Raw genomic sequence first — 26,042 nt, 5'->3', positions numbered from 1 at the left:
TGCCTTAGACAGTATATCCTAGTCGTTGAACCTTCTCCAGAGTTTCCTCGTAGGAGCTTGGCTGCTGATTATCCAATTTCACTTTTTTTCGACCATTCACGTTTGCCGTTTCCAACTGCGTTGTAGGAAAGTGAACTTAAGGAAGTTCCAGCAATTCACCCAGTGATGCTCTTACCCGTTACCAAGTAAGACGCCCTTGAATCGATTATCGAAGAAGTTGTAAAACTCCTTGAGGCATCTGGTTCGCTTGAGCCAACATTGCTTGTGCTGCTTGGGAAAGAATAGAATTCTTTGTTTGGTTCATCATTTCTTTCGCCATGTCAACGTCACGGATACGAGATTCCGCAGCAGTTAGGTTTTCAGAAGATGTGCTTAAGTTGTTGATTGTGTGTTCTAAACGGTTTTGAACAGCACCTAATTTTGAACGTTCTGACGAAACAGTTTTAATAGCTTTATCTAAACTATCTAGAGCAGATGAAGCTCCTGCTTGTGATGAAACATCAACATTTGCAATACCAAGAGCCGCAGAACGCATATCATTAACACCAAAAGTAATTGTTTGTCCTTTGTTTGCTCCGATTTGGAATGTCATACCACCGTTACCTGATGCCTCAGTTTGTGCTTTACTTAATCCAAGGTCTTTAACTAAAGTTGAGCCTTCGGATTCGTTAAATGTTACTGGGCCAGAAGTTGAAGTTATAGAGAAATGACCATCCTTCGCTTCAACAAATAGCGTATCTTTATCTATGAATCCATCCATACCTTTAGTTAACCCAGCACCATTATTGTAAGTATCAATTGCTGTTCTCATTTTCGCTTGGATATCAGTAGCTACAGTCGTAGCATCAGTACCAGCTGGTGCCGCAGTTAATGCTGCAGTTTGTAATTTCACACCATTTACTTCAAATGATAATTTTTCAGCTGGAACAGCTGTAGTAAGATTGTCTTTTCCTGCAATTGTACTAGCTGCAGCATCTACAAAGGTACCTAATACAGCAGCGTTAGTAGTATCTAATGTAGATGTTTGTCCCTTAGAACCACTCTCAAGTACTAACTTACCGCCAGCTTCATAAATTTTAACTTCTGATACTGAAGTACCATTTGCTGCATTATGTGAGCTAACAGCATCGTTTAATACTCTATTAAGTGCAGTTTTAATATCATCCTTTTGGGAATCAGTCATCGTTCCGCCGGTATAATCAGTTGTTAAAAGAGTCTTTTCAGCATCTGTTAATCCTTTATCCCAATCAACTTTAATTTCAACATTATCAATTTTAATAGTATCCTTAGTAGTAAGAGTAATACCACTTCCATCAACAGCATCAAAATCAGCTTGAGCAGTTAATTTTGCTGATGTTTGAGTTAAAACATTGGAACCATTGGTAGCGTTAGCACCAACAGTAGCTCCAGCAGATTGTAGATTACCATTTAACAATTTTTGAGTATTAAACTCAGTTGTATTACCAATACGGTCAACTTCTTCTTTTAATTGCTTAACTTCATCTTGAATCGCTTTACGGTCATCAGCAGTGTTTGTTCCGTTTGCTGATTGGTCAGCAAGTTCACGTACACGTTGAAGAATTGAATGAGTTTCGTTCAATGCACCTTCAGCTGTTTGAATCATTGAGATACCATCTTGTGCATTACTTGATGCTTGGTCCAAACCACGGATTTGAGCTCTCATTTTTTCAGAGATCGCTAATCCAGCTGCGTCATCTCCTGCACGGTTGATACGAAGGCCTGAAGCTAATTTTTCCATAGATTTAGATTGGTTAGTTGATGCAGCATTCAACTGACGGTGTGTGTTAAGCGCTGCGATGTTGTGATTAATTCTCATTATTAGTTCCTCCTTGGAATGTGTTGCTCACTTCCTTGTGAGCAGTGTTTTGTTTTTGTATGAGACAAGAGAACCGAGCCGGCCGGACCCCGTTTTTCTTGCTTACATAGATAGTATCGGAATGTTTTTCCATTGTTTAATAGTTTTATAAACTTTTTTGAATCTTTTTGTCGATTTATTAATTCGTTACTTCTTTGGTTTGAAAATGTCGATATTTTTTAGTACTGCTTCTGTATTCGATGTAGACACATCCTGTCTTAATTCGCCACGAATTACATCTATATTTCTTGGTGCTCTAATTCCTACTTTTACTTGTTCTCCTTTTACTTCTGAGATTACGATTTCAACGTCTTCCCCTATCCAAATCGTTTCCCCAGCTTTACGGGATAATACTAGCATTTAATCACCTCGTTTGACTTTCTGAAGATATAAGATGACGAATACTGTAATCTTCGTTGTTTAAGATTACTTGTTTAGCTTTTTTATTGAATGTGTTTAGAATAATAGGTGCTTTTAAATTTATGGTCGATTCCGCAATTGTTTCTTTCAACGATACAATTGCAAAAACTGCAACCTCGTTTTGCTCTCTTATTTGAAGAGCATGCACCGTTGCTTCGTCTAGTTCAATATTATAGTTTACCGTGATGTTATAAGGATTTGTCACAATGAATGCCAGTGCTTCTGTTTGAACTGATTGTAGGACAGTAAACTCCTCATTATCTTCTATTGGAAGTAGCACGAATTCTTTTTCAGCTTCGAAGCCTGGTATTCCATGGTCGAACTTAAGTATTTGGGCAGTATCAATCTCTACTTCTCCTGAATATGCTGTTCTGAGATTCATATAATTTCTCCTATCTATTTATACAAGCCAATCTATTTTGATGGAAGAGTGTTCTTGCATTTCCACCGTCACCTTTCCAGGTGTATAGTTGTGAATTGGCTTATTGGTTGTTGTATTATTAATCACTTGTTGAGGTTCTACTTGAATATCAATACTTCCTGGTTGATAGTCTACTTTTACGCTACCGAAAGAAGGTACGAATTTAATTGCTATGCCAGAATATGGTTGCCTTCCCGCTTGTTGAGCGTGGGATTTAATCGGATTCCCTCCATTTTCGATTTTCATCAGTTCGGTGCCTTGCTGCGCACGTCTGGCGATGCCATCTGATACACCTTGTTGTCCTTCTGCCGCAAAGTCTTCGATTCTTCTTCTTAGGCTTTTTAAATCGACATCTGCCCGGGCTTGCTCCGTGTCTATGGAAAGTTGTGGTTTCGTTGTTTTCATCGTTAGTACTGCTTTAGGTTGTTGAATATCTAGATTGGCACTTGGTTGCTCAATTTGTTGCACTGGTTTTTGTATATTTAAATTGATTTGCGCTTTTGTTGATTGAACTTGAAGTTTGGGAATATTCATTTTGCTACCCCTTTAAAGAAAGCGTTTGGAACAAGTTGTCCAAACGCTTTTGTTATTATCTTAAAAAGTCTACTAAGCTTGGTTGAATAATTCTAGCTCCTACTGAAAGGGCTGCACGGTGAATCGATTCTTGTGTAATCATCTCAGTAATTGCTTTTTCCATATCCACGTCTTCATTTTCAGACATTTGTTTTGTCGCAATTACTTCTTGTGATTGCAATCGATCATTCATAAGTTCCACACGATTTTGACGAGCTCCTATGTCAGCACGTGTTGTTAATATTTCATTCATTTGTCCGTCAATTTTTCCGATAGCCTCACTGTAGTTTACATTTCCGTCTTTTATATCTTGAAACATTTGATCGATATTTTTAAATATATCTATTGCATTTGTATTCGCTTTAAGTGTTATCCCATCGAACACTTCTATTTCCACGTCTTTATTAAATGCATCTGTGTTCGTTGTCGGGTATCCACCCGTTTTTTCATCAAATAAAGGTGTGGTTGTTTTAGTTCCACTAAAAATATATTTGTCTCCAACTTTTGTGTTAGCGATGTTTTGAATATGTTGTCTTAGTTGATCTAACTCACTCTGAACCTTCTTCCGATCATCATCTGTTGTTGTATCACTTGCGGCTTTTACCGCTAGTTCGTTAGCACGTTGCAATGCTGCACCTACTTTATCAAAAGCATCGTCCGAACTATCTAACCAGTTATTTACTTCTCCTATATTACGTTGGAATTGTTCTACTTTGTCTAATGCTGTTCGGTAGCCAATTCCCTTCATAGCCACTACTGGGTCATCAGAAGGGCGAGTCACTTTTTTACCTGTTTCAATTTGATTTTGGAGTTTTCCCATTTTATTATAGCTATTCGATAAGTTCCGAAGCATATTATTTGATAGCATTGATTGGGTTACACGCATATTTAGTTCCCCCTATTATAGTCCCACTCGGCCCATGCCGTTTATAATTTTATCTAGTGTTTCATCTACTACTGTGATCATACGAGCTGATGCATTGTATGCTTGTTGGAAAATGATCATGTTTGTCATTTCTTCATCAAGTGACACAGAGCTCACAGAAGCACGACGTTCAGTAACAGCTTGTTGAAGTGTCGCTGAATTAAAAGCTAAACGGGTAGCCTGTTGACCATCTACACCTAGTTGACCGATTAAACCTTCAAAATAAGTTTGAGCACTAACCTTACCTAAGTCATCCAGACTTGTAAATTTCATGTTTGCTAACTTTAATGCAAACTTTCCATTACCGGGCTCAGCATCACCCGGCTTAGAGTCAGAAGCAACTACTTTACCCGGATCTGTAATAATGTCTGAAGAAATATAGATATTTTTTGCAGTTATTCCAGCTCCGGTATCGTCATCTTTATTAATAAAGAAAACTTCACCTTGTTTTCCATAAATATCTGAACCTTGTGGATAATTTGCAGTGTCAGCTGGATCACCCATATGAATTTTATTAAATTCCTTTGCAAATGCTTCTGCCATTTTGTCCAATTTTGCAAGCATATCAGTATATAGACCTTTTACAGGGTTAGTTGCATCACCAGATTCATAACCATATGAATTTACAAGTGATTTTAATTTTCCTAGGTCGCTGAAATTTGTAATAGTTTGTTTTTCCGGATTAGTTGGAGTTGGATCTTTCCAATCATTTGATAGATTAATGTCTTTTCCATCAGTATCGACTTTAACTATATAGAAACCCTCTACATTTCCGGTTGGAGTAATGCCGTCTTTTTCTTTATTATCCCCAAAGGTACGCATCTGAGCAAAATCTTTTCCATCAATCAATTTTAAGGTTGTACCGTCTTTCAACTTCAGAGACACAGTCACGGAACCTTCCGCGATAGCTAGTGCATTACCGCCGGAAGGTTCATTTTTCGTTTCAATCGGGAAGTACGTCGATAATTCATCTAGTAAAGTGTCACGAGCATCGTATAAATCATTTGGCATATAGCCGTTTGGTTCGATTGCTTTTATTTGTTCGTTGATGCTAGCAATTTGCTCTATGATGGAGTTTACATCTTTTAAAGAGATTCCGATTTCTTTACCAGCGTTTTCTTGAATCTGAGTAATGGATTTCGACAAGTAGTTAAAGGAATCCGCTACCGCAATACCTCGTTGAACTACTACAGAACGTGCGCCGCCGTTTTCAGGGTTGACGCTTAAGTCTTGAAGTGATTTCCAAAACTCATCCATCGATTTAGCTAAACCATAATCGGAAGGTTCGTTCAGCACATCTTCCATTTGTGTTATAGCTTGAGATCTTGATTCCCAATAACCTAGTTTGTTGGATTCTTGACGGTATTGATTGTCAATGAAAGTATCACGAATTCGCTGAACAGATCCTGCTTGCACACCTGTACCAAGATGACCTGGGATTTTCGGAGCATTTAGACCTGTTCCTGGATAGCCTAATGTTGCTTCCATGTTCACTCGTTGGCGCGAATAGCCTATTGTATTTGCATTGGAGATATTGTGACCTGTTGTATATAGAGCGGATTGTTGCGTATAGAGTCCGCGTTTACTTGTTTCTAGTCCCATAAATGTAGAGCCCATGGGTTCGCCTCCTTATGCTTGTGAGTCGAAGTAGGCTTTGTCTTTTGACGGACTTTGTACTTCAGATCTCGAGTAGTTTATTTGGTCTGGCTTTGGTCTTAATGCATCTAATGTTAAATTAACAAATTGCAGTGATTGCATCGTTAGTTTTTGGTTTAGGTCATTTTGGTTTTTTAAGGTTTCTAATGTTAGTAATAGATTATTTCGGGCTTTTGTTAACTGAGCTTTTTCTTCGTCTGTGTTGGTATTTTCTAAGACAAGCGCAACAGTTGGATTGTCAGTAGGAGCAATTCCTTTTGCTCTAAGGTAATCCGTTACCTCTGATTGACGCTGTTGTTCTAGCTGTGAAATGCCTGCTACATGTGCCTGCTCATCCTTGAGCAGTTGGTTCAGACTGTCCATGTCCCCCGTTTTGATAGCTTCTGTTTTTTTGTATGCAACCTCTAGCAAGCTTTTGTGGAGCATATCTAGTTTGGTTAGTGATTGCAAAATGTTATCGATGGACATGTTTGTAAGCTCCTTTTACTTGATGCGGTAATAATCTAGGATATTAGATGCTAGTTTCTTTGCATCTACTTTGTATGTTCCTGCATCGATATCGGCTTTAATAGCAGCAACTCGTTCTGCTTGTTCTACTTCCACTGGTGATTTTGTTTGCATGCTTTTAGCAGCAGACGAAATTTCCAATTGATCTGCAGTTGTTTTAGTTGTTTGCTGTGTTTTTTCAACTTGCTGTTGATTGCGTTTGTATGGATTTATCTGGTTTAAACCAACGTTTGTGATTTTCATAAAATTTCGTCCTCCCCTCTTCTTTTCGAAGTGTCTATGTATTATTTCGGCATGAAATATGAAGTGTTTAGAGTAATTTGAACGATTTGTATGGAATAGGTCTTGGGAATTAATGGCGAGATTGGAATTGGAGGGTTTTTTGGTGGGATTGATTGGAGCTAGTGGAAGATTATGTGGTGATTAGGCGAGTTTATGTGCCAGTTAAGTGCTTTTATGTTGCAGTTAGGGTTTTTGTCAGTTTTAGATAAAGTAAAAACTCCCACACAAGGTGAGAGTTTATTTTCTCTTGCCATCTGAATAATAAGTACCATTTTCTTGTTCCGCTACTTTTTCTCGGAATTCTTTTGCTGCATCGAATTGACGAAGTCCAGATTTTAGTTCTTCTGTACAGGATACGCATAGTTTTCCTGTTTGTGTGATTTTCCCACAGTTGTCGCATGGATAGCCTAGGTTTGGGAACATGGCTGGTTGTAAACGGTTTTTACGTACCCATTTATGTAGGAGTGATTCTTCTACCCCGGTTGCTTCTACAATTCGCTCTACAGTTGCTGCACGGTTTTCACGTTTGCGTAGGAAGCGGTATACTACTTCGTATTGTTTTTCTTCATTCATTGCGCAGTTGTTACATACTTCTCTAAGTCCCGTATAGTTAAAAAAGTCGCCACATGACGGACAATTTTTTAGTTCACCCATGTTGTTACCTCCAGATTATAATTTCACTCTTTATATCGGCAAGTTAGCCTTTTATTAAAGTGATTGCATCGACTCTTTTTGCTCCTGCATCTTTTAAAATCTTTGCTGCATGATGAATGGTTGCTCCTGTAGTGTAGATATCGTCAAATAAAATATAATTGGTTGCTTCAATTGTTTGGATCGCTTCGAACAGATTTGTTGTTTTTAAACGTTCTTTTTTTGTTTTCTTTCCTTGTGCTTCCGTTTTAGTTTTAATAAGTAATTGTTGATAGGAAATTTGTGCTGCATTTAGCATTTCATCGACTTGCGCGAATGTGCGTAATATTAACTTTTCTGGGTGCATGGGGATCGGGACAACAATGCCTTCCTTCGTCTGAAATATCTGTTGCAGCTTCCCAGCAAATACTTTCGCTAATGCAACGTCCTGTAGGAATTTGTATTGGTGTAGATATTCTTTCATGGCTTCGTTATAGCTGTATAAACAAAAGACTGAGTCGACCACTCCTTCATAAGGAGTTCCGACAAAATCAGTAAAATCAATGGTCGACTCAGCTATTTCAAACTTTTCGAAACATCTTGAGCAAGTAGATGAATCGAGTTGATATAAAAAAAGCTCGGACCAGGTTGGCGTAGATTGGAAAGGTGTGCCACATAGCAAACAATTCAAGTTCGATTCCACCCTTCTATCGCCTCTTGCGCTTTATCCATCTCCCTGCTAATTCCATGATGAAAGAACACAATGTCTCCATCTGGATACTGCGCTGATCTACCGACTCGTCCACTTATTTGAATAAGGGCACTGGAGGTGAAAATCGGTTGCTCTGCGCCGACTACAGCTACATGGACATTTTCTATTGTCACTCCACGTTCTAATATGGTCGTTGTCAGTAAACCAGGTATTTTTTTTTCGCGTAATTGCATGACGAGTTCTTTTCTATCTGGGTGCTCCGCATGGACTCTCGGTAACTCTCCTGGGAAATTTTCTAGCACTTCAATTGTAGGCAAAAAGACGAGAAAAGGCGTCTCCGTTTCTATTTTTTCATTTATCCACTTTTGTAGTTTAGGAGGAATTTCCCCTTTTTTTAATTGCCTAGTGTATCCCCATAGACTGTCAAATCGGGGTACTGGTAGATCGTGGCCATGATATCTTCTTGTGAGAACGGATTGATTGGTTGTTTTTAATGATTTGGTAGGGGTGGCTGTTACATAATGAATGACAGCATCTAGTTTGGCAGCTTTGGTGACTGCTTGTTGGAGTGTTTTGTCTGCATAGTAGGGAAAGGCGTCTGCTTCATCGACAAATACGACGTTGAAGGCATGTTCAAATCGATAAAGCTGATGGGTTGTAGCGAGCACTAATTCGGCAAATCCTTGTTGGTCAGGTGCGCCGCCGTATAGTGCGTGAATTATTGTGTTTGGGAAGACTTTCTGAAAGCGAGGGAATAGCTCTAAAATAACATCTGTTCTTGGGGCAGCAACGCAAACTCTTTTGCCTGCTTGTAGACTTGCAAATATAGCTGGGAATAGAAGCTCTGTTTTTCCTGCCCCGCATACCGCGTGGACTAGGTGGGATTGGTTTTGTTCGACACTAGAAAGTAGTTCTTCACTTGCCTTTTGCTGAAGTGAGGTAAACTGGCCGCTCCATGCAAAGACATGAACGTTCGCGCCGCGTGCATGCTGCTTGTCCCAAAGTAGTAACTCTGAACAACTGCTCACCCGACCCATTCGTATACAGTGGCGGCAATAGGTACAAGTTTCGTTGCAGCGTGCGCAGTTGAATGATTGAAATAAGCTTTGGTTCGTGTTGTGGCATCTGTTGCAGATGTTCTTCTTTGATTGCCAAAAAAGGTAGGATTTTGAGTGTGTCGTGATGCCGGGTTTTAGGTGGATGTGACCGGAGTCGATGTGAGCTTCGATGACTTCACGTCGGAATGGGGTGTGTTCGCGAAGCCAAATTCGGCCAGTGAGAAATTGTTGCAGCTGTTCGTTCATGGGCATTCTCCTTATTAGTTTTTTTATCCCGCATTAACGGGTAGTAAGACTCCCATTTCAAGGCTTGGCCGAGACATAAATCATAAATGGGAGATCACCTGCCCGTAAAAGCCCGAATGGTTCAACTAACAATAAGTGGGGAATGAAGACCCCCACTTATTGAAGGTTCACTTTATACCAACCAAGTCCCATTGAGCCTTCACCGAGATGTGTACCGATTACGGGACCGAAATAGCTGATCGTGAAATCTACATTTGGCATAGTTGCTTGGAGTTCGTTTTTCCATGCGATTGCTTCGTTTTCGTTGTTTGCATGGATGATTGTTGCTTTTATGCTTTTGAATTGGTTTGCATCTACTTGAAGCATGTCCGAGATGCGTTTCATCGCTTTTTTGCGGGTACGTACTTTTTCGAATGGCACGATGACTTTGTTTTCGAAGTGTAGAATAGGTTTTACTTGGAGTACTGAACCAATGACTCGCTCGAAGCCGTTTAGTCGTCCACCGCGATGGAGATGGTCTAGATTATCGACCATGAAGTATGCTCGCGTCGTTTTTTTCATGTTGTTTAGTTCTTGAATGATTGCGTCTGGAGTAGCACCCTCTTCGGCCATTTCAGCGGCTTTTAGTACATAGAAACCTTGGACCATACAGGAAAGTTCTGTGTCGAACGTGCGTACGTCGAGGCCATCAACCATTTCCCCTGCTTGTTCTGCTCCAGCTAGTGTTCCACTGATGCCACTTGATAGGTGGATGGAGATAACTGCATCGTATTCTTTCGCTAGTTGTTCATATGTTTCGATAAATTTCCCTAGAGGAGGCTGGGATGTCTTTGGGAGAGCACCAGCGTTTCGGATTTTATCGTAGAATTCTGTGGTGTTAATGTCTATCTCTTCTTGGTAGGTGTTATTTCCGATAACAACGCTTAGCGGCACCATATGAATATTCAGTTGGTCTCGAATTTCTTTCGGGATATATGCGGTGCTGTCGGTTACGATTGCTGTCTTCATTTTATAAATCACACTCCTATTTGTAAGTTTACTCAATAATTGGAAGAAATGATAGCAGAAAAAAGCCCCAAACATGATATTTGTCATATACGTTTGAGGTAAGTGTGATTATTTAGTTGATTCGCCTATATAGTAGACACTGGAGACTAGCCATTTACCGTCTTCTTTGACGAACACAGTTACTTGGCGGCCGTTCTGGTCTAGCTTAGCGCCTGTGTCTATTTGCTCTAGTGAAGTATGGATATTAGAGAATACTTGAGCCTGTGATTTGTCGTATTCGATGATGGTGACATTGTCCGCAGTACGGATTGTGTCAAAATCATTGAAGGTTTGTTCGACTTTCACTTTTTCATCGTCGTAGTTGAAGCCTTCTGGATTCTTGGAAATTGTTTTCATGTAGCGCTCAGTATCTTCTTCGTTGAATGATTCCATATATTCCGTGAAGGAGTCGATTATTGCTGTTTTTTCTTTTTCTGGTACTTTAGCCGCTTCTTCAATATTGCCACCTGTCATTTCAAAGCCGACATCGGTTTCGCTTTTGTCTTCCGCACCGTGATCTGTTGTGGCTTGTGTGTTTGTTGGAGCGATGTCGCCTGCGGAATTAGTGTTTTGGTTTGTTTCTTCGTTACTATTGCAAGCTGCCAGCGTCAGTGCGAAGGCCGCGAGTGTAATCGTTTGGATTATTTTCATGTATGTCTCCTCCTGCTGAAGGTTATTTTGTCATAATTAGGACGAAAACTCAATTATTAAGTTCCCATTATAAATAGGTAGAATATTCTGGTATCGGATTGTAAGATATAGGTAGAAAGGAGCTGAAGTTTTGAGTGGACATTTTGCTTTGTTGAACAGGATGCGTGACGGTTCTGGTATTGCTGATTTTATTCGAGAAGAGATTCGAAAACAGGTGGCTGGAGTACGCGGTGAGGACCGACTTGTTGATAGATTGAAGGAGTTACGTTTGCCCGGTGAGTTTCGCGTTTTTTCGGATGTCTGTTTGGAAATGGATGATTGGAAAGTGCAAATTGACTGTCTTGTTGTGACCGACCGATGTTGTATCGTGCTCGAGTCGAAGAATATAAGTGGCCGCTTGTATTTTAATGAAGAGCTAGATGAGTTTTATAAAGAAGAAAATGGAACAGAGACCCCTATTTCTAATCCATATTTTCAATTGATGCGACATATTCGCTTCATGAAAGAATTTCTACGTAAGACCCTTCCACAGATGAAAGTGACTGGCGCTGTGATCATGACCGCTAAGTCCAACCGCATTGTGCAAAAGCCTACCCATTATCCCATTTATAAGTTAGAGAGCATGATTGAGAGAGTAACTCAGATGTACAATAGTTGTGTCGGGAATAGTTTTTCAGATGGAGAGTTGGAGGTTGTTGAGAAGTTTCTGCAGGAGAACAGATCTGCTTTTGTGTATACACCACTTTGCGAACATTATCGGATTCCTCCGAGTGAAATACGACTGGGTGTGGAGTGTCCTGGTTGTGGGGTTTTTGGGATGCGACGTGTACATACAACGTGGAGTTGTAGAGCATGCGGGAAAAATGATCGCTATGCACATTTATCAGCTGTGAAGGATTACTTTTGGATAATTGATAAAAAAATTACCAATAAAGAGTTTCGTAGATTTTGCATGATAGATTCTAAATATGCTGCGTCGCGCATGTTGAATAGTATGGATTTGATAGCCAATGGGTCTGGTCCCAGTCGCTACTTTGTGGAGAATAGTAAGAAGTGATGGATTGGTGATTGACGTTTTAGGGAATTTGCGCAACTTCGGGCGAGTTTCTCGCAACATCTGGGGGCTTTTGCGCAACATTCATTGCGATATGCGCAATGTTTCTCGGATGCGCAACGTTCGGGGGTGTATACGCAACTTCCGGCGAGTTTCTCGCAACATTTGGGGGTTTTTACGCAACATTCATTGCTATATGCGCAATGTTTCTCGGATGCGCAACGTTCGAAGGTGTATACGCAACTTCGGGCGAGTTTCTCGCAACTTTTGGGAGCTTTTGCGCAACATTCATTGCGATATGCGCAATGTTTCTCGGATTCGCAACTTCTCGACTTTATGAAGTATTTGTTCAAAACAAAATCCCACTCTTGCAAAAGCAAGAGTGGGATTCATTGTGATTATCGAACTTCAACCCAACCGTTTTTGATGCCGGTTACTACGGCTTGGGTGCGGTCGTTTACGTTCATTTTTTGAAGGATGCTGGATACGTGATTTTTTACGGTTTTTTCGGAGATGAATAGTGTTTCTCCGATTGTGCGGTTGCTTTGGCCATCTGTTAGTAATTGAAGTACTTCGCATTCACGTTTTGTTAGTAAATGGAATGGACGACGAATTTCTGTTTGATGGAAGTTTCCTTTGTTTTCGCGCTCGCTTAGGCGACGGAATTCGGCAACTAGGTTACGTGTTACTTTTGGATGTAGGTATGATCCGCCTTTTGCTACTACTTTGATCGCTGATACGATTGCATTGGCATCCATTTCTTTTAGCATGTATCCAAGTGCGCCTGTTTTTAGTGCGTGTGATACGTATGACTCATCGTCATGGATAGATAGGATGATTACTTTTGCTTCTGGGAATTTTTCTAATAATTCGCCTGTTGCTTCTACTCCATTTTTAGTAGGCATATTGATGTCCATTAATACTACGTCTGGTAGATGCTTTTCATAAAGGCTTAGGACGTCATTGCCGTCGTCACCTTCTGCTATTACTTCGAAAGAGTCTTCAAAATCTAAAATACGTTTTACTCCCTCGCGGAATAGTTGGTGATCATCTATGATTATTATTTTTGTCATGTTCATTTCCTCCTATAATTAAAAAGCCGTTTTTACTATTCCTCATTTAATGGGATACTAAACAAAATAGTAGTACCTCTGCCAGGGGATGAAATAATTTTCATCGTTCCCTCTAACAAATCTACTCGTTCTTTCATACCGATTAAACCAAAGGATTTTTCTTTTGCTACCTCTGGATCAAATCCAGCTCCATTATCTTTGACGATAATATTTATCTTTTGTTTCAACCATTCAACTTTCACCCATGCTTCTGTAAATTTTCCATGTTTTGTTCCATTTGTTAAACACTCTTGAACTATGCGGAAAATAGCTACTTCAAAGTTGGTTTCTAGCCTTTTCTCTTCTCCAAAAGTTTGGAAATTAATCTTACCTATTGGATTGTATTCTTCGATTGTCGTTATATATTTTCGAAGCGTTGGTATTAACCCCAAATCGTCTAATGCCATTGGTCGAAGGTCGTAGATGATACGACGTACTTCTGATAGGGCATTTCGGACCATTTCTTTTAGGTCAATAATTTCTTTCATCGCTTCGTCTCCGCCACGCTGCTGATATGTAAGATTGATTAAATCTGTTCTTAGTAGTACATTCGCTAGCATTTGCGCGGGGCCATCATGAATTTCCCTTGAAAGTCTTTTGCGTTCTTCCTCTTGTGCTTCGATAATTTTCAAGGTGAAATCTTGTTTAATTTTTGCATTTTCAAGTGCTGCTCCTACATTTTTCAAATCGGATGTTAAGTAATTCATGACGATATTCACCTGATTGACCAGATGATCGGCACGTTCAATCATTTCCAGTAAGCCCTGTAATCTGCGTTCTAAATCGTCTCTTCGATGTCTTAGTTGCCGTTCCTCGCTACGTTTGATGAGAAGATTTATTTGAATTTCATTTGCATTTTCATAGGCCTGGCGAACTTGTGGTTCATCGTATGATTCAAAATTTTTAGAGACTTCTGCTAACCGATTTCTGGCAAGTCTAGATTTCGATTCAAGCATATCTCCTTCAATTATAACCGTTTCGATATCTCCACGAATAATTTCTAACTCCACTTTCATTTCTTCAAAGCTTTGTCGACTTTGTTCGCTTATAATGAATATATCCTTTTTAGAATGATCCATCACTTCGACCATCCGATCGAAAATAACATCTAACGACTGTTTTTCAAAATTCTTATTCGTCATCTGTTTTTTCTCCTTTATGCGTCCAAATGAGTCCTCATTCAATTATGATGACAAATCCTATTATAGCACTAAGTGACTAAAAATAAATTAAAATTACTTTACAACTATGTTTCAATAGAATCAGGAGGAGAAATATATCTATGAGAAAAGATTACCATACTGTACAGGGCTATGGAGAGAGCGAAATCATCATTCAGAAATCACGTTTCATCACTTATGTGAATCGAGCCGAAACCGAGGAACAAGCACAAGATTTTATTAATAATATCAAAGAAAAGCATAAAAGTGCTAATCATAACTGCTCCGCATACATTATTGGAGAGCATGACAACATACAAAAGGCAAACGATGACGGTGAACCGAGTGGAACTGCAGGAGTACCAATGCTTGAGGTACTAAAAAAACAAGGCCTTCAGGATACAGTTGTGGTCGTCACTCGTTATTTTGGTGGTATCAAACTCGGCGGTGGTGGACTTATCCGTGCTTACGGGAAAGCTACAACAGAAGGGATAGATGCTGCAAAAGTAGTGGAACGAAAACTACATCATCTATTGAAGGTTTCTATCGACTATACGTGGCTAGGAAAAGTTGAAAATGAAGTACGTAACTCCGTCTATCCTTTAAAAGAAATAAACTACGCAGAACTTGTCGAAGTATTAGTATTTACGAAAGCAAATGAAGAAGCAATCTTTATAAACTGGATGGCCGAGATCACTAATGGGCAAGCGAAAATCGAGCTTGTGGAAAAAGAGTTTTTAGAATTTGTGATGAATTAAATTTACCTATTATCAATTCCATAGTATAATAAGGGGCATGGCAAATTTAATGAAACTATTTTGTCGATTCTTCGTCTTATTAGCGTTATCTAGAATAAAGGGAGATTATAAAAATGAATAGAAGATCATATAAAAAGGAGATAAAGAAAAGTAGTAAAAAGCGCAAAATATTAACTGTTTCATTGATAATAGTTGCGTCATTACTTATCTCTTTATCTACCTATGCAGCTTATTTAACCAAAAAGGCCGAAAGCGCTGCTGGCAATGCATTCGAAGTTGTAGAGCGTGAAAAAACTCCATTGCGGCCAGAAAAAGTTGAACCTATAAATGACAATATTTCTATTCTCTTTGTAGGAATTGACGACAGTGAACAGCGTGGTCAAGGTGACACAAACAGCCGTTCCGATGCATTGATGCTTGCGACATTAAACAATAAATCCAAAACTGTAAAATTAGTAAGTATCCCACGCGACTCATATGTTTATATTGATGAAGTTGGGTATAAAGATAAAATCACTCATGCTCATGCCTATGGTGGAACTAGAGCTTCCATCGAAACCGTCGAAGATTTACTAGAGGTGCCAGTAGATTATTATGTGAAGATGAATTTTGATGCATTTATAGATGTAATAGATGCGTTAGGTGGAATCGAAGCTGAAGTTCCATATAAGTTATTAGAAAAAGATGAAAACGATCAACGAACTGTACAATTACAGCCAGGGTTACAGGAACTTAACGGTCGAGAAGCATTAGCTTTAGCAAGAACTAGAAAGCTTGATAATGATATCGAACGAGGTAAACGTCAACAAATGATACTTTCTTCAATTATCAAGAAAGCTAGTTCAGCTTCTTCCTTTACTAAATACGGTGATGTGATTGAAGCTGTTGGAGATAATATGAAGACAGATTTAACATTCGATGAAATGAAATCCTTCTTTGAATATATAAAAGGAGGCCTTCCACAAATCGATACGCTAACACTGGACGGTTATGATGATATGTCTACAGGAACTTATTATTGGAAGCTAAAAGAAGAAAGCCTAGAAGAAACAAGAGATATTCTGAAAAGCCATCTTGGGCTACAGCCAGAAACAAGCAATATTTCAGACAACATCTCAGATACAAACAACAATTACGCAGCAGATGATCGTCATTAACAAAAAAAGGAGCAATGAAGATATTTTCTTCATTGCTCCTTTTTTGTGGAAGTAAAAACAAAAATAGCCTTTCATTCTATATACTAGAATGAAAGGCTATTTTTTCATGATTTACCTATTGTTTTCACTAAATTAATGAGTGGTCTATAATTCTTCCCTGCTAACCCAACTGCTTCTACAAATAATTCAATGACGATAAGCATAATCACAAGTAAAAGAATTGCTCCCCACATGGTTGCTTGTGAGAATATCAATGCGGCAACTCCGAACATTGCTGCTATTGCATATATAATTAGCACAGTTTGACGATGTGTAAATCCTACATTTAACAAGCAATGATGTAAATGAGATTTATCTGGTGCCATTAACGGTTGTTTCGCACGATATCTTCGAACCATCGCAAAGAAAGTATCCGAAATTGGTACACCTAGCATTATAACAGGAATGATCAAGGCAAACATTGTTACACCTTTAAATCCAAGTAATGCAAGCACTGATATCATGTATCCAAGGAATAATGCACCCGTGTCTCCCATGAATATCTTCGCTGGGTAAAAGTTAAATACTAAGAAACCTAATGTGCTAGCAGCTAGTATAGCCGCCATTGCTGCAACGAATGGAGTTCCCATTATAATAGCCATTCCTGATAATGTTAAAAGAGCTATCGTAGAAACACCTGCTGCTAAACCATCTAAACCATCGATTAAATTTATTGCATTTGTTATTGCGACAATCCACAATATAGTAAGAGGGATTGCGAAATAACCAAATTGTAATTGATAGTCTATAAATGGTATGGTTATAAACTCAATTTGAAGGCCACCATATATGGCAACACTTGCGGCTGCTAGAAGCTGCCCAAGTAATTTTGCTTTTGCAGTAATCTCAAACATATCATCTAAAGCACCTGTAATAATAATGATTAACGCTCCAAGCAACATCGCTTTGTCATGTTGGCCATCTGGTCGGTATACAAAAAAAGCAACAACAAAAGACAAGAAGATAGCTAGTCCACCAAGTCTCGGCATAATTTTAGCATGGACTTTTCTATAGTTAGGTTTATCTACTGCGCCAACGCGAAACGCTAATTTTTTTACAAGTGGTGTAAATAGTACGGATGCGACAAATGCCAACACAAGTGTAAAGGCAAGCATGTCTCTCCTCCTCATCTAAATCTGTAATAGTTTCAAATCAAATCCAATACATTATATCATGGATATTAACTTTGTATCATTTATTTTTTCTATATATTAAACGTTTTATACTGCCAATTAGTTTCATCCAAATTATATTTGCTTCGTTAACTTTAAGCAATAGGAAGAAACACACATAACTGACTCCAAATATACTCAATCCAACCAAAAATGTTAACCACTTAGAAGATATTAGTATAAACTCACTTGATAAATATGTTAATACTCCCACAAAAAAGATTGCTACGAATATCTTTCCTATCCCGTTATTCCATTTATTAAAAAATGATAATTCATATTTTCTTTTAGCGTATACAGATAACATCAAGAAATTAATAACAGAAGAAATTAATGTCCCCCATGCAATTGCCAATGCCCCGTTGGAGTCGATAAATAAATAAATAACGCAAATGTTAATGGCAAAGACATTAATAATACTAAAAACTACTGGTGTAACTGAGTTCCCTTTTGCATAATAGAATCTCGTTACATACGTATTTGCCGCTAAAAAAAACATCGTTAATAAAAATATTTTTAAAATCGGCGTTGTAATCATAGTTGAAACTTCATCAAAGTTTCCGTATTCAAATATGACTTGAATAAGGTTTTCTGCATAGAAAAATGAAAAAATTGTAACAGGGATTAAAAGCATAACTAAATATCTAAGTCCTGTTGTATAAATACTTTTTATGGCATTATCGTCTTTTTCCGCAACTTTTTTACTAAGCATTGGATAAATGACTGTGGTGACTGCTGTCATTAATATAGCTTGTGGGAATTGTGTAAGCTTCGTAGCATAATTTACTGCCGAAACAAACCCGTCGGAAAGTGTTGCTGAAAATATACGTTGTATGAGTGCATAAAATTGAATCGTTGCTCCACCAAGCATAATTGGAAGTGCAAGCTGCCAAAGTTGTTTTGTTGTCCAGTTTTGTTGAAACGATAGTCCAATTGGAAACTGCTCTAGCTTTTTATACCCTTTTATAAGGAATCCAACCATCATAATTGCACTTACTAACGCACCAATTCCATATGCGATTGGTCCAATCCAGTAAGAGCAAACAACTGAAATGATTAAAAATGCTGCATTATATAGGAGAATAGAGAAACTAGATAAGTGAAACTTGCCATTTACATTTAACAATCCACTAAACCAAGTAGATAAGACTAAGAAAATTGTCGAAGGCATCATCCAATACGACAAGCTCTTGGCAAGACTCCGTTCCTCCTCAGACATTTCTCTGAAGAATAAATTCAAGATTGGTTCAGTTGCTATTAACATGAGTATAGTGATAACCAAGATTGTCGTAAGGACTGTAGTAAATGCCTGCTTTACAAACAGTCCTTGATTCGTTTTGTTTTGATTGTAAATGGATATAAACGCAGTTGTAAAGGCACCACCAATAACTAAATAAAGGAAGTTTGGAATGGTATATGAGGTGAAAATACTATCTGCTATATAGCCTGTACCGTACTGATATCCAATTATCATTTCTCTTAAAAAGCCAAACAATCTAGCAATTATATTAATAACAGCTACTGCTCCTATAATTTTTAAAAATGTATTCACTGTTTCATACCATTTTGTATAGCAGACTCATAGATTAATATAAGATTTTGAATAATAATTTTTTCATCATGCGTATATAATACCTTCTTGGTTGCCTCATGGTTATAATAGCTTTCAGCTTCTAGCGATTTTAACATTTCCTCTTTCAATGCATTCATATTTTGCGATGCCACTAAATGGCCTGCGTCATCTGCTAATAATGAAGACAGTCCACCAACATCCGAAGCGATAACTGGTGTACCACAAGCAAGAGCCTCTAATGCAACTAAACCAAAGCCTTCAATATGCGACGGTAGGACAAATACATCACTTGCTTGAAACCATGTTACAAGGTCTTGTTGTTTAACAGGATCGATTAATAGCACATCATCGTTTAAAAGCGGTGCAATTTTTTCCATAAACGATACATCTCGTCGAGAGCCAATTATCGCTAGCTTTACTCGCTTATTTGTATTCAATTTAACCTGTTCAAAAGCTTGAAGTAATTCTTCCACACCTTTTTGTTTAATAACATTTCCTACAAAAGAGAATATGAATTCATCTGGTGATAAATTTAAAAGCTTTCTAGCATCCTTTTTATCGCCTTCTTTGAAAACTTCTCGGTTAACACCCATGCTCATAATAGTGATTTTCTCTTTAGGCACGTGAAAGTCTACTTCTATTTGCTTTGCGAGAACCGGTCCAACTGCAATGACATGCGAGCTTTCTTGTAAAATCCGAGTTGTCCATTTTCGAATAGTGGCATTTTTCTTTGCCATTTTTTCAATATCGCCACCGTGTGCAGTTACTACATAAGGAATTTTAAAGATTTTCTTTAATAATAATGAAAAGACTCCTGATGGAAATACATAATGAGCATGCGTAATAGAAATACTACCTTTTTGGAATAGTCCTTTTTTCATGACCTTCATTGCCCAAAAAAGATACTTTTTCAATGCGTTTTTCATCCCGGTTGAAGGGTCTGTATTTACCCCAATTTCGACAATCATACCAGCTTTTCTTAAAGCTTCGACCTGGTTCTTCACGAAGATTCCATAAGATAGATGATTGGAGGTAGGATACATATTACTAATGACAAAAATTTTCTTCATATTATTTCATCACTGCCTTCGTAAATTGTGAAACCCCATTATGGGCTTCTTCATTAAAATGAACGGAAAGTTTTTTTGTATTTTCTACAGTTCCATCCCAGTCGTTCTTCATCTTACAAAAAGCATTGTTGAACATAAGCTCATCCTGTTCAATACTATCCATACTAAAACAGAATTCCTCTAAGCCAGCTAAATGCATAAAATCATTTACTTTGTTATGGTAGGAAACTGCAATGATTGGAGTAGCTGTTGCAGTTGCTAGTATAAGTGAATGTAATCTAGTTCCGATAACAATATCTTGACCATTCGTTATTTCAAGTATTTCATGCGGCATTAAATTTTCATCGATAATCTCCACTTGCTCTTTGTGTTTCATAGAGTTTCTAATATGTTTTGTAGCATCCACATCTTGTGGAAACTTAGTTCCAAAAAAAGTAAACTTAACATCATGTTGCTCCGCTAGTTTATCTAAATTTTTTGCCATGCTATTAATATAGGACTTGTATTTAGATTCACTGCCCTGTGGCCAATAATTCGAATTGAAAAATGGCACTGCAGAAACTCCTATTCTAGTTGGAGTTGAATTATAAACTTTCGTAGTTGTTTTTAATGTAAAAGCTGGATCGCCTATAATGGTAATCGGTCTTTTGACACCAATACTTTCTAAAAGTTGCTTCGATTGTGGGTCTCTGACAGATATACTATCCGCAAACCTACACATAAATCTTAAGCTCCATTTTCCCATAGAGGTGTGAATAGGACCTGCACCACAGCCATATACCACGTATGGTACATTCATGTTTTTGGCCATCAACGCATACGTTCCGAACAATTGCGCCTCTCTTTTATAAAAGTCCATAAGGATTCCACCACCACCAATGACCAACAAGTCTAGCGATTGAATATATTTTCTATTTTTTTTGTACGTATGTATAAAAGTATTAAAATTCCTCCCTTTTTTATAATACAGAGGATAACTTTTAACGCCATATCGGTTAACAGTTTGTTGAGGATTGTTACTGAAAACCGTAATATCTTCTATTTGTATAGAGAAAGTATGTAATAATTGTTGGAGAATACCTGAAAGAATTGCTTCATCCCCATTATTATTATTTCCATAGTTCCCCACAATCCCTATTTTCATCTATTTAACATCCTTTTGTCTTTATAATATCTGATTATAACATAATAAAAGCCTCGCCACATACGATGGAGAGGCTTTTATTATCTATTGATCTATTCTATATAAAAATACACTGAAATGCATTCTTGAAATAGGGGTTTCTGGCTTAAATGTTCCATCATTGAAACCAGTAGTCACCCCGGTTGCGGTTAATATATTTATATCGTTAGCTGCCCAGTGTTTACTAGGTACATCTGTAAATTTTTTATCTGTTGTTCCCGAAAGATTATATGCATTAACTAAAATTTTCGCCATTTGAGCTCTTGTTAGTTTACCATTCGGGTCAAAATATCCATTTTCTTTTCCATTTACAATACCTAAATTTGCTACTGCAGCTATTTCTTTATAATAAGGATGTGTTTTTGGCACATCTTTGAAATTCGGATCGGTAACTTTGTTTAAATCTATGTCTTTCATTATTCTACTAATTATTACAGCTGCATTTTTTCTAGTGATGTCATTATTAGGTTTAAATGTCCCATCCTTATATCCAGTTATAACGCCATTACTTGTTAAATAGTTGATCTCTGTTATATACGGATTATTATTTAGGATATCAGTAAATTTTGAAGTTACGTTTGTTTTAACTTCTATCCCGACCGATACTGTTTTTGTACCTAACTGTGCAACTACTTTACCTGTTCCTGCTTTGTTGCCAGCGGTGAATACTCCTGCGGATGTTATAGTTCCAATACCACCTTCAACTGACCATTTCAGCTGTTCTGGTGAATAAATCAGCGACTTCTTATCCACATCTGTTGCATTTGCGGTAAATGTCAGCTTGCTATTTATATTAGCTGTTTTCCCACTAGCATTAATCGTCAAATTAGTAGGTGCTGAAACGATTGTTAGAGGAAATGATTGGTACGCAGTATCGTAATTTATGCGAACTCTATCCGAACCTTCTTTTAATGCAGTAAAGCTTGTACCATTGAACGACACTAGGTTATTGTCTGATGTATTTGCTATCTTGCTAGAACTTACTGTAATAGGATTATAAAATTCATCTAATATATAGTTAATCTTATAGGATGAAGTTGCACCTACTAACATAGTACCAACGTTAGAACGAGTTAAATTGATAGTACTTGGGTTACTTGTCGGAGCCGTACTGATTGCTTCTAAGATTGCTGAAACTTGTCGTTGAGATCCTGCAGAAGGAGTATTTGCTAGAACGACTGCATTACTTCCGTAGTTTCTAATACCCATAGTTGTTGAACCACCACCATCGAGATTAAGCGCACGATCAACTCCAAGGCTAACTAGATAATCTGCAAATTGGGACATATTCATCCCTTTCTTATTTGCCCCATCCACCGTTACAAGATGAACTGTCTTTTTGTCTTTACTAACTGCTATTGCACTACGAGAAGTTACTTGCGTTGCTCTAGCACTTGATAGATTCATCGTAACATGTTTCTTTCCATCCTTTACTAGCATTGGTCCACTTGCCAGCATAAACTCTGAATCTTTCCATTTGGAGTCAATATCAAATTCAACTGATACCTCTTCTCCTATCTTCATCTTATCCCCAATAGCACGCCATTCCGAACCATGGAAGGATAGTACAAAGCCATTTTTAGGTATTGCCACTTTTGCGGTAGAGGCCACATGAATACTTTTTACTTTACCAGTTATTGTTTGACCATAGTATGTAGAATTGATGGGTGTATCGGATTCAAAAACTACTTCTATACCATATTGATTTGAATCTGTAGTTGTTTTAACATTTTGTGGAGTAAAAATAATTGCCTCATCTGCACGTCGTTCTCTATTCATTCCAGATAAATCATAAGACAAATTATCATAATTCATCTTGATATCGAAATCATACAAATCTATTTCAGCATTTCCATCAGCGGTTACACCAAAAGCAATCGGTTGGTTGAAATATTCTGTAGTTGAATCTAAAAGAACTCCACCATTTAATATTTCATTTTGCTGAGAGATTAAAAACAGAGGGTATCCCTCACTCATGTCGAAAAATGCAGCATTTACTGCACCAACAACTCGATTACCTTCGACGGAGTCACCTGTTGCGATACTAGTTGTCGTTGCTTTACTATTAAAATCTTTTGGCAATCCCATTTTTACCTTTGTATAAGCATCATTTAGATTAATAGATAAATGATTAATAGAGTTAACCTTAGCCCCTGTATTTGTGTATTGTTTATACTGAACTCCAGAGGATAACTTCATATCTTTGTTTACTGTTTGAGCTGCTAATCCTTGCAGAGGCATCATAATCATAAGTACTAGTAACATTAAAATAATCTTAAAACCTTTTATTTTCATCATTAACACGCTCCAATTTATTAAGAGCTTACACCATCCTTTCATTCTATTAAAAGCATAACAAAGTAAAGGATTGAATTCTATGTTCCATTTGTTTCATTTATTTAGTCTTTTTACCATATTTAATAAAACTAGAGACCTTTTACTCTTAAAGAAAATGTTCTATTCTGTTAAAATATGAGTCAAGCTATAATTAGAAAGGTGCTACATTATGAAAAAATTAATTATTTTAGCAGTTTCGTTACTTCTCTCTTTTAGTATATTTACTAGTCCAAATGCGTCGGCTAGCGCTTTTACAGGCAATACACATGAAAAGTCACTAACATATTTGACAGAGAATAACATTTTGCTTCCCGATAAGGATGGAAAATACTATCCATACCGTGCTGTTACTAGGGGAGAATTTGCTAGTTACTTAGCGAAAATTTTACAACTACCAGCAAGCAGTGAAAGTACATTTACGGATGTATATTCTACGAATCCATTTGCCAAAGATATCCTGAGTGCTGCAGAAGTTGGTATAATAACGGGCTATCCTGATGGAAGCTTTAAACCAAATACCATTATCACACGTCAGCATATGGCCGTTATGATCTCACGGGTTTTAGATTATTTAGTAATACCTAAAAACACTGGCACTTTAAGCTTCACAGACTCTAAAGATATTTTGGAAGAGTATAGAACTGATGTTTCTATAGGGGCAAACCTAGGTATTATAAAAGGTAGCACCGAAGGAAATAAAGTATTCTTTTATCCACAAAAAAGTACAACTATTGCTCAATCTGCTACCTTCATATATAGATTAGTAGAAGTTGCAAAAGAAAATGGATATACAGACTTTCCAGATTTCTTCTCCTTTGAAGTTAAAGAAATAGTAAACAAGCAATTAGTTAATAGTAAACAGTATAAGTCATTTGAAGATGCACTAAAGGGTGTTACTAAAACCAATCAAATCATTGAACGCAATGGAAAAATTATTAAAATGCCAGCTGGTCTAGTAATTACAAACGGATACACAGTCGTCTATAGCCAACCGAAAGAAGAAACTAGATTTGTCACAACTTCAGCAACTACTGATACCGAAATGGAATACCTTGGGACAGAGGTTGAAGTCGATTACTCCGGAAAGAACATTTTCTGGGCAAAGGTACAATATGCTGATCGCATCGGGTATGTAAAACTAGATAAAGCAGTATTGAAACCGTATGTATTATTAACAAATAGATCGTACTATAGCGTCTCAAACGGAGAGCTAAAACATACAATTTTCTATAATTCAACTAATAGAGAAGCATCTTATATTATCGGAAAAGCACCCTCAGTACTACAGGCAGGAAAAAAATATTACAGCTGGAATGGATATACTTTTTATAATGAAAATAATACAGCAATAGCCGGGGAATACTTTAACTACTATCAGTTCCTCCCTGCCCGTTCTAAAACGAATTATACTGCCGAGGAAATAGACTCGTATATTATGAGTGAATTAGCAAGACTTGAAAATCTTTATACGCTTTATCCAACAAGCTATCCAACTTACAAAGATGCAACGCTAAACAGTAAGTTAGTAGGATTAGGAGCAGTGTTAAAACAAACAGAAGAAAAGTATCAGGTTAACGCTCTCATGATTCTGGCGCTTGCTCAAAACGAAAGTGCTTACGGATTAAGTAATCAAGCTTCAACGAATAATAACCTATTTGGTTTATATGTAACAGATACAAATCCATTAAACAAAAAATTCACATCCGTGGAATCCAATATTACAGAGTTAATGGAAAAATTCTGGAATTTAAATTATATTCCACCTACTGCAGGTTATGCAAATGGAGCAGTGTTCGGAAACAAAACAATCGGCTTTAATGTTCGATATGCATCAGATCCATACTGGGGTGCAAAAGCAGCTGGACAATACTTCAAGATAGATAAAGCGTTAGGATTCAAAGACGCTGGAACATATAAAATAGGAATGACAACAACTACTGGTGTCAATGTACGTAAGGATGCATCACTAAATTTCGCAGCAGCCTTCACTTATAAGCTTTCTAATATGCCAGTTATTATAATGAATCCAGATACTAATGGTTTTGTTGAAATCCTTTCAGATTCACCTAGCTACCAAAACCTATATATTCATAAAGACTTAGTCCGCGAGCTTAATATAGTTAAATAATTTTTATGGAAAGAGCAGATAAATTCTGCTCTTTCTTTTTTTAAAACAGAAAAACCGAGCAAAAAAAGATACCCAGTACTTTAAGGTCAAAACCTGTTTCTATCGTTTTCGAAGTGCTTTGGACAGACGTTTTGCTATGTGATTACCGAGTGAATTTTTAAGGTAATCTTATGGCGTTTGACTGTCCGTCGCCCTTCTACAACTCTTAGAAACAGGTTAATACGTTTTTGGATAACTAGAGAAAAGATACTTTCTTATTCATAGAGAAAGCTCTCGAAGATGCAATTTCGTTCGC

24 protein-coding genes are annotated in these 26,042 nt (G+C 37.6%); 4 read left to right on the top strand and 20 right to left on the bottom strand.

What is annotated here, in order from left to right; all coding sequences use genetic code 11:
* Nucleotides 1-205: 205 nt before the first annotated feature.
* The 13 genes from ACN6MX_RS03695 to ACN6MX_RS03635 all read right to left on the bottom strand — a co-directional run bounded on the left by ACN6MX_RS03695 (nt 206) and on the right by ACN6MX_RS03635 (nt 11,004).
* The gene (locus tag ACN6MX_RS03695) at nt 206-1,837 is read right to left on the bottom strand and encodes a flagellin (RefSeq protein ID WP_419961334.1); all 1,632 of its coding nucleotides are present in this window, start codon (nt 1,835-1,837) and stop codon (nt 206-208) included.
* Nucleotides 1,838-2,023: 186 nt separating this feature from the next.
* The gene (gene csrA / locus ACN6MX_RS03690; protein WP_419961333.1) at nt 2,024-2,236 is read right to left on the bottom strand and encodes a carbon storage regulator CsrA; all 213 of its coding nucleotides are present in this window, start codon (nt 2,234-2,236) and stop codon (nt 2,024-2,026) included.
* A 4-nt stretch (nt 2,237-2,240) separates the two neighbouring features.
* Nucleotides 2,241-2,678, bottom strand: coding sequence for a flagellar assembly protein FliW (gene fliW, locus ACN6MX_RS03685; RefSeq protein WP_419961332.1), 438 nt, complete (start codon nt 2,676-2,678; stop codon nt 2,241-2,243).
* 18 nt (nt 2,679-2,696) lie between these two features.
* The gene (locus ACN6MX_RS03680) at nt 2,697-3,251 is read right to left on the bottom strand and encodes a DUF6470 family protein (protein ID WP_419961331.1); all 555 of its coding nucleotides are present in this window, start codon (nt 3,249-3,251) and stop codon (nt 2,697-2,699) included.
* 55 nt (nt 3,252-3,306) lie between these two features.
* Nucleotides 3,307-4,176 (bottom strand): flagellar hook-associated protein FlgL, encoded by an 870-nt coding sequence (gene flgL / locus ACN6MX_RS03675; RefSeq protein ID WP_419961330.1) that lies wholly within the window; start codon nt 4,174-4,176, stop codon nt 3,307-3,309.
* 15 nt (nt 4,177-4,191) lie between these two features.
* Nucleotides 4,192-5,832 (bottom strand): flagellar hook-associated protein FlgK, encoded by a 1,641-nt coding sequence (flgK, locus tag ACN6MX_RS03670; RefSeq protein ID WP_419961329.1) that lies wholly within the window; start codon nt 5,830-5,832, stop codon nt 4,192-4,194.
* A 12-nt stretch (nt 5,833-5,844) separates the two neighbouring features.
* On the bottom strand, nt 5,845-6,339 hold the full coding sequence (locus tag ACN6MX_RS03665) for a flagellar protein FlgN (protein WP_419961328.1): 495 nt from the start codon (nt 6,337-6,339) through the stop codon (nt 5,845-5,847).
* Nucleotides 6,340-6,354: 15 nt separating this feature from the next.
* On the bottom strand, nt 6,355-6,621 hold the full coding sequence (gene flgM, locus ACN6MX_RS03660) for a flagellar biosynthesis anti-sigma factor FlgM (RefSeq protein ID WP_419961327.1): 267 nt from the start codon (nt 6,619-6,621) through the stop codon (nt 6,355-6,357).
* Between the two features lie 276 nt (nt 6,622-6,897).
* Nucleotides 6,898-7,314: a TIGR03826 family flagellar region protein gene (locus tag ACN6MX_RS03655; RefSeq protein WP_419961326.1), complete on the bottom strand. Its 417-nt coding sequence runs from the start codon at nt 7,312-7,314 to the stop codon at nt 6,898-6,900.
* Nucleotides 7,315-7,357: 43 nt separating this feature from the next.
* Nucleotides 7,358-7,981 carry a ComF family protein gene (locus tag ACN6MX_RS03650; RefSeq protein ID WP_419961325.1) on the bottom strand — a complete coding sequence of 208 codons (624 nt, stop codon included), beginning with the start codon at nt 7,979-7,981 and terminating at the stop codon, nt 7,358-7,360.
* Nucleotides 7,978-9,030 carry a DEAD/DEAH box helicase gene (locus ACN6MX_RS03645; protein ID WP_419961324.1) on the bottom strand — a complete coding sequence of 351 codons (1,053 nt, stop codon included), beginning with the start codon at nt 9,028-9,030 and terminating at the stop codon, nt 7,978-7,980. The genes ACN6MX_RS03650 and ACN6MX_RS03645 overlap by 4 nt, the downstream gene beginning before the upstream one ends.
* Before the next feature lie 432 nt (nt 9,031-9,462).
* Nucleotides 9,463-10,314, bottom strand: a complete 852-nt coding sequence (locus ACN6MX_RS03640) for a DegV family protein (RefSeq protein WP_419961323.1) — start codon at nt 10,312-10,314, stop codon at nt 9,463-9,465.
* Between the two features lie 108 nt (nt 10,315-10,422).
* The gene (locus ACN6MX_RS03635) at nt 10,423-11,004 is read right to left on the bottom strand and encodes a nuclear transport factor 2 family protein (protein ID WP_419961322.1); all 582 of its coding nucleotides are present in this window, start codon (nt 11,002-11,004) and stop codon (nt 10,423-10,425) included.
* A 130-nt stretch (nt 11,005-11,134) separates the two neighbouring features.
* Between ACN6MX_RS03635 and ACN6MX_RS03630 the strand changes: the two genes are divergently transcribed.
* Nucleotides 11,135-12,061 (top strand): nuclease-related domain-containing protein, encoded by a 927-nt coding sequence (locus tag ACN6MX_RS03630; protein WP_419961321.1) that lies wholly within the window; start codon nt 11,135-11,137, stop codon nt 12,059-12,061.
* 395 nt (nt 12,062-12,456) lie between these two features.
* Here the strand turns inward: ACN6MX_RS03630 and ACN6MX_RS03625 are convergent, their stop codons facing one another.
* Both ACN6MX_RS03625 and ACN6MX_RS03620 read right to left on the bottom strand, forming a co-directional pair.
* Nucleotides 12,457-13,131 (bottom strand): response regulator transcription factor, encoded by a 675-nt coding sequence (locus ACN6MX_RS03625; protein WP_340774412.1) that lies wholly within the window; start codon nt 13,129-13,131, stop codon nt 12,457-12,459.
* A 35-nt stretch (nt 13,132-13,166) separates the two neighbouring features.
* Entirely contained in the window at nt 13,167-14,312 is a 1,146-nt protein-coding gene (locus ACN6MX_RS03620) for a sensor histidine kinase (RefSeq protein ID WP_419961320.1), read from the bottom strand.
* Between the two features lie 140 nt (nt 14,313-14,452).
* On the opposite strand from ACN6MX_RS03620, the gene ACN6MX_RS03615 reads away from it, so the two are divergent.
* Together ACN6MX_RS03615 and ACN6MX_RS03610 are read left to right on the top strand one after the other, a co-directional pair.
* Nucleotides 14,453-15,088 (top strand): YigZ family protein, encoded by a 636-nt coding sequence (locus ACN6MX_RS03615; protein WP_419961319.1) that lies wholly within the window; start codon nt 14,453-14,455, stop codon nt 15,086-15,088.
* Nucleotides 15,089-15,201: 113 nt separating this feature from the next.
* Nucleotides 15,202-16,245: an LCP family protein gene (locus ACN6MX_RS03610; protein ID WP_419961318.1), complete on the top strand. Its 1,044-nt coding sequence runs from the start codon at nt 15,202-15,204 to the stop codon at nt 16,243-16,245.
* A 104-nt stretch (nt 16,246-16,349) separates the two neighbouring features.
* On the opposite strand, the gene ACN6MX_RS03605 is transcribed toward ACN6MX_RS03610, so the two are convergent.
* The 5 genes from ACN6MX_RS03605 to ACN6MX_RS03585 all read right to left on the bottom strand — a co-directional run bounded on the left by ACN6MX_RS03605 (nt 16,350) and on the right by ACN6MX_RS03585 (nt 23,580).
* On the bottom strand, nt 16,350-17,399 hold the full coding sequence (locus tag ACN6MX_RS03605; protein WP_419961317.1) for a glycosyltransferase family 4 protein: 1,050 nt from the start codon (nt 17,397-17,399) through the stop codon (nt 16,350-16,352).
* Between the two features lie 76 nt (nt 17,400-17,475).
* Complete coding sequence (gene murJ / locus ACN6MX_RS03600) at nt 17,476-19,008, bottom strand: murein biosynthesis integral membrane protein MurJ (protein WP_419961316.1); 1,533 nt, start codon at nt 19,006-19,008, stop codon at nt 17,476-17,478.
* Nucleotides 19,005-20,099: a glycosyltransferase gene (locus ACN6MX_RS03595; protein ID WP_419961315.1), complete on the bottom strand. Its 1,095-nt coding sequence runs from the start codon at nt 20,097-20,099 to the stop codon at nt 19,005-19,007. The genes murJ and ACN6MX_RS03595 overlap by 4 nt, the downstream gene beginning before the upstream one ends.
* A 1-nt stretch (nt 20,100) precedes the next feature.
* Nucleotides 20,101-21,243 carry a polysaccharide pyruvyl transferase family protein gene (locus ACN6MX_RS03590; RefSeq protein ID WP_419961314.1) on the bottom strand — a complete coding sequence of 381 codons (1,143 nt, stop codon included), beginning with the start codon at nt 21,241-21,243 and terminating at the stop codon, nt 20,101-20,103.
* Nucleotides 21,244-21,327: 84 nt separating this feature from the next.
* Nucleotides 21,328-23,580, bottom strand: coding sequence for an S-layer homology domain-containing protein (locus ACN6MX_RS03585; RefSeq protein ID WP_419961313.1), 2,253 nt, complete (start codon nt 23,578-23,580; stop codon nt 21,328-21,330).
* Between the two features lie 208 nt (nt 23,581-23,788).
* On the opposite strand from ACN6MX_RS03585, the gene ACN6MX_RS03580 reads away from it, so the two are divergent.
* Nucleotides 23,789-25,747 carry an S-layer homology domain-containing protein gene (locus ACN6MX_RS03580; protein ID WP_419961312.1) on the top strand — a complete coding sequence of 653 codons (1,959 nt, stop codon included), beginning with the start codon at nt 23,789-23,791 and terminating at the stop codon, nt 25,745-25,747.
* The last annotated feature ends 295 nt before the right edge of the window (nt 25,748-26,042 follow it).

It is taken from the genome of Psychrobacillus sp. BM2 (assembly GCF_048572895.1).
Classification (GTDB): Bacteria; Bacillota; Bacilli; order Bacillales_A; family Planococcaceae; genus Psychrobacillus.
Note: the sequence above shows the minus strand (reverse complement) of the source record. Positions and strands in the feature narration are given on the sequence as shown.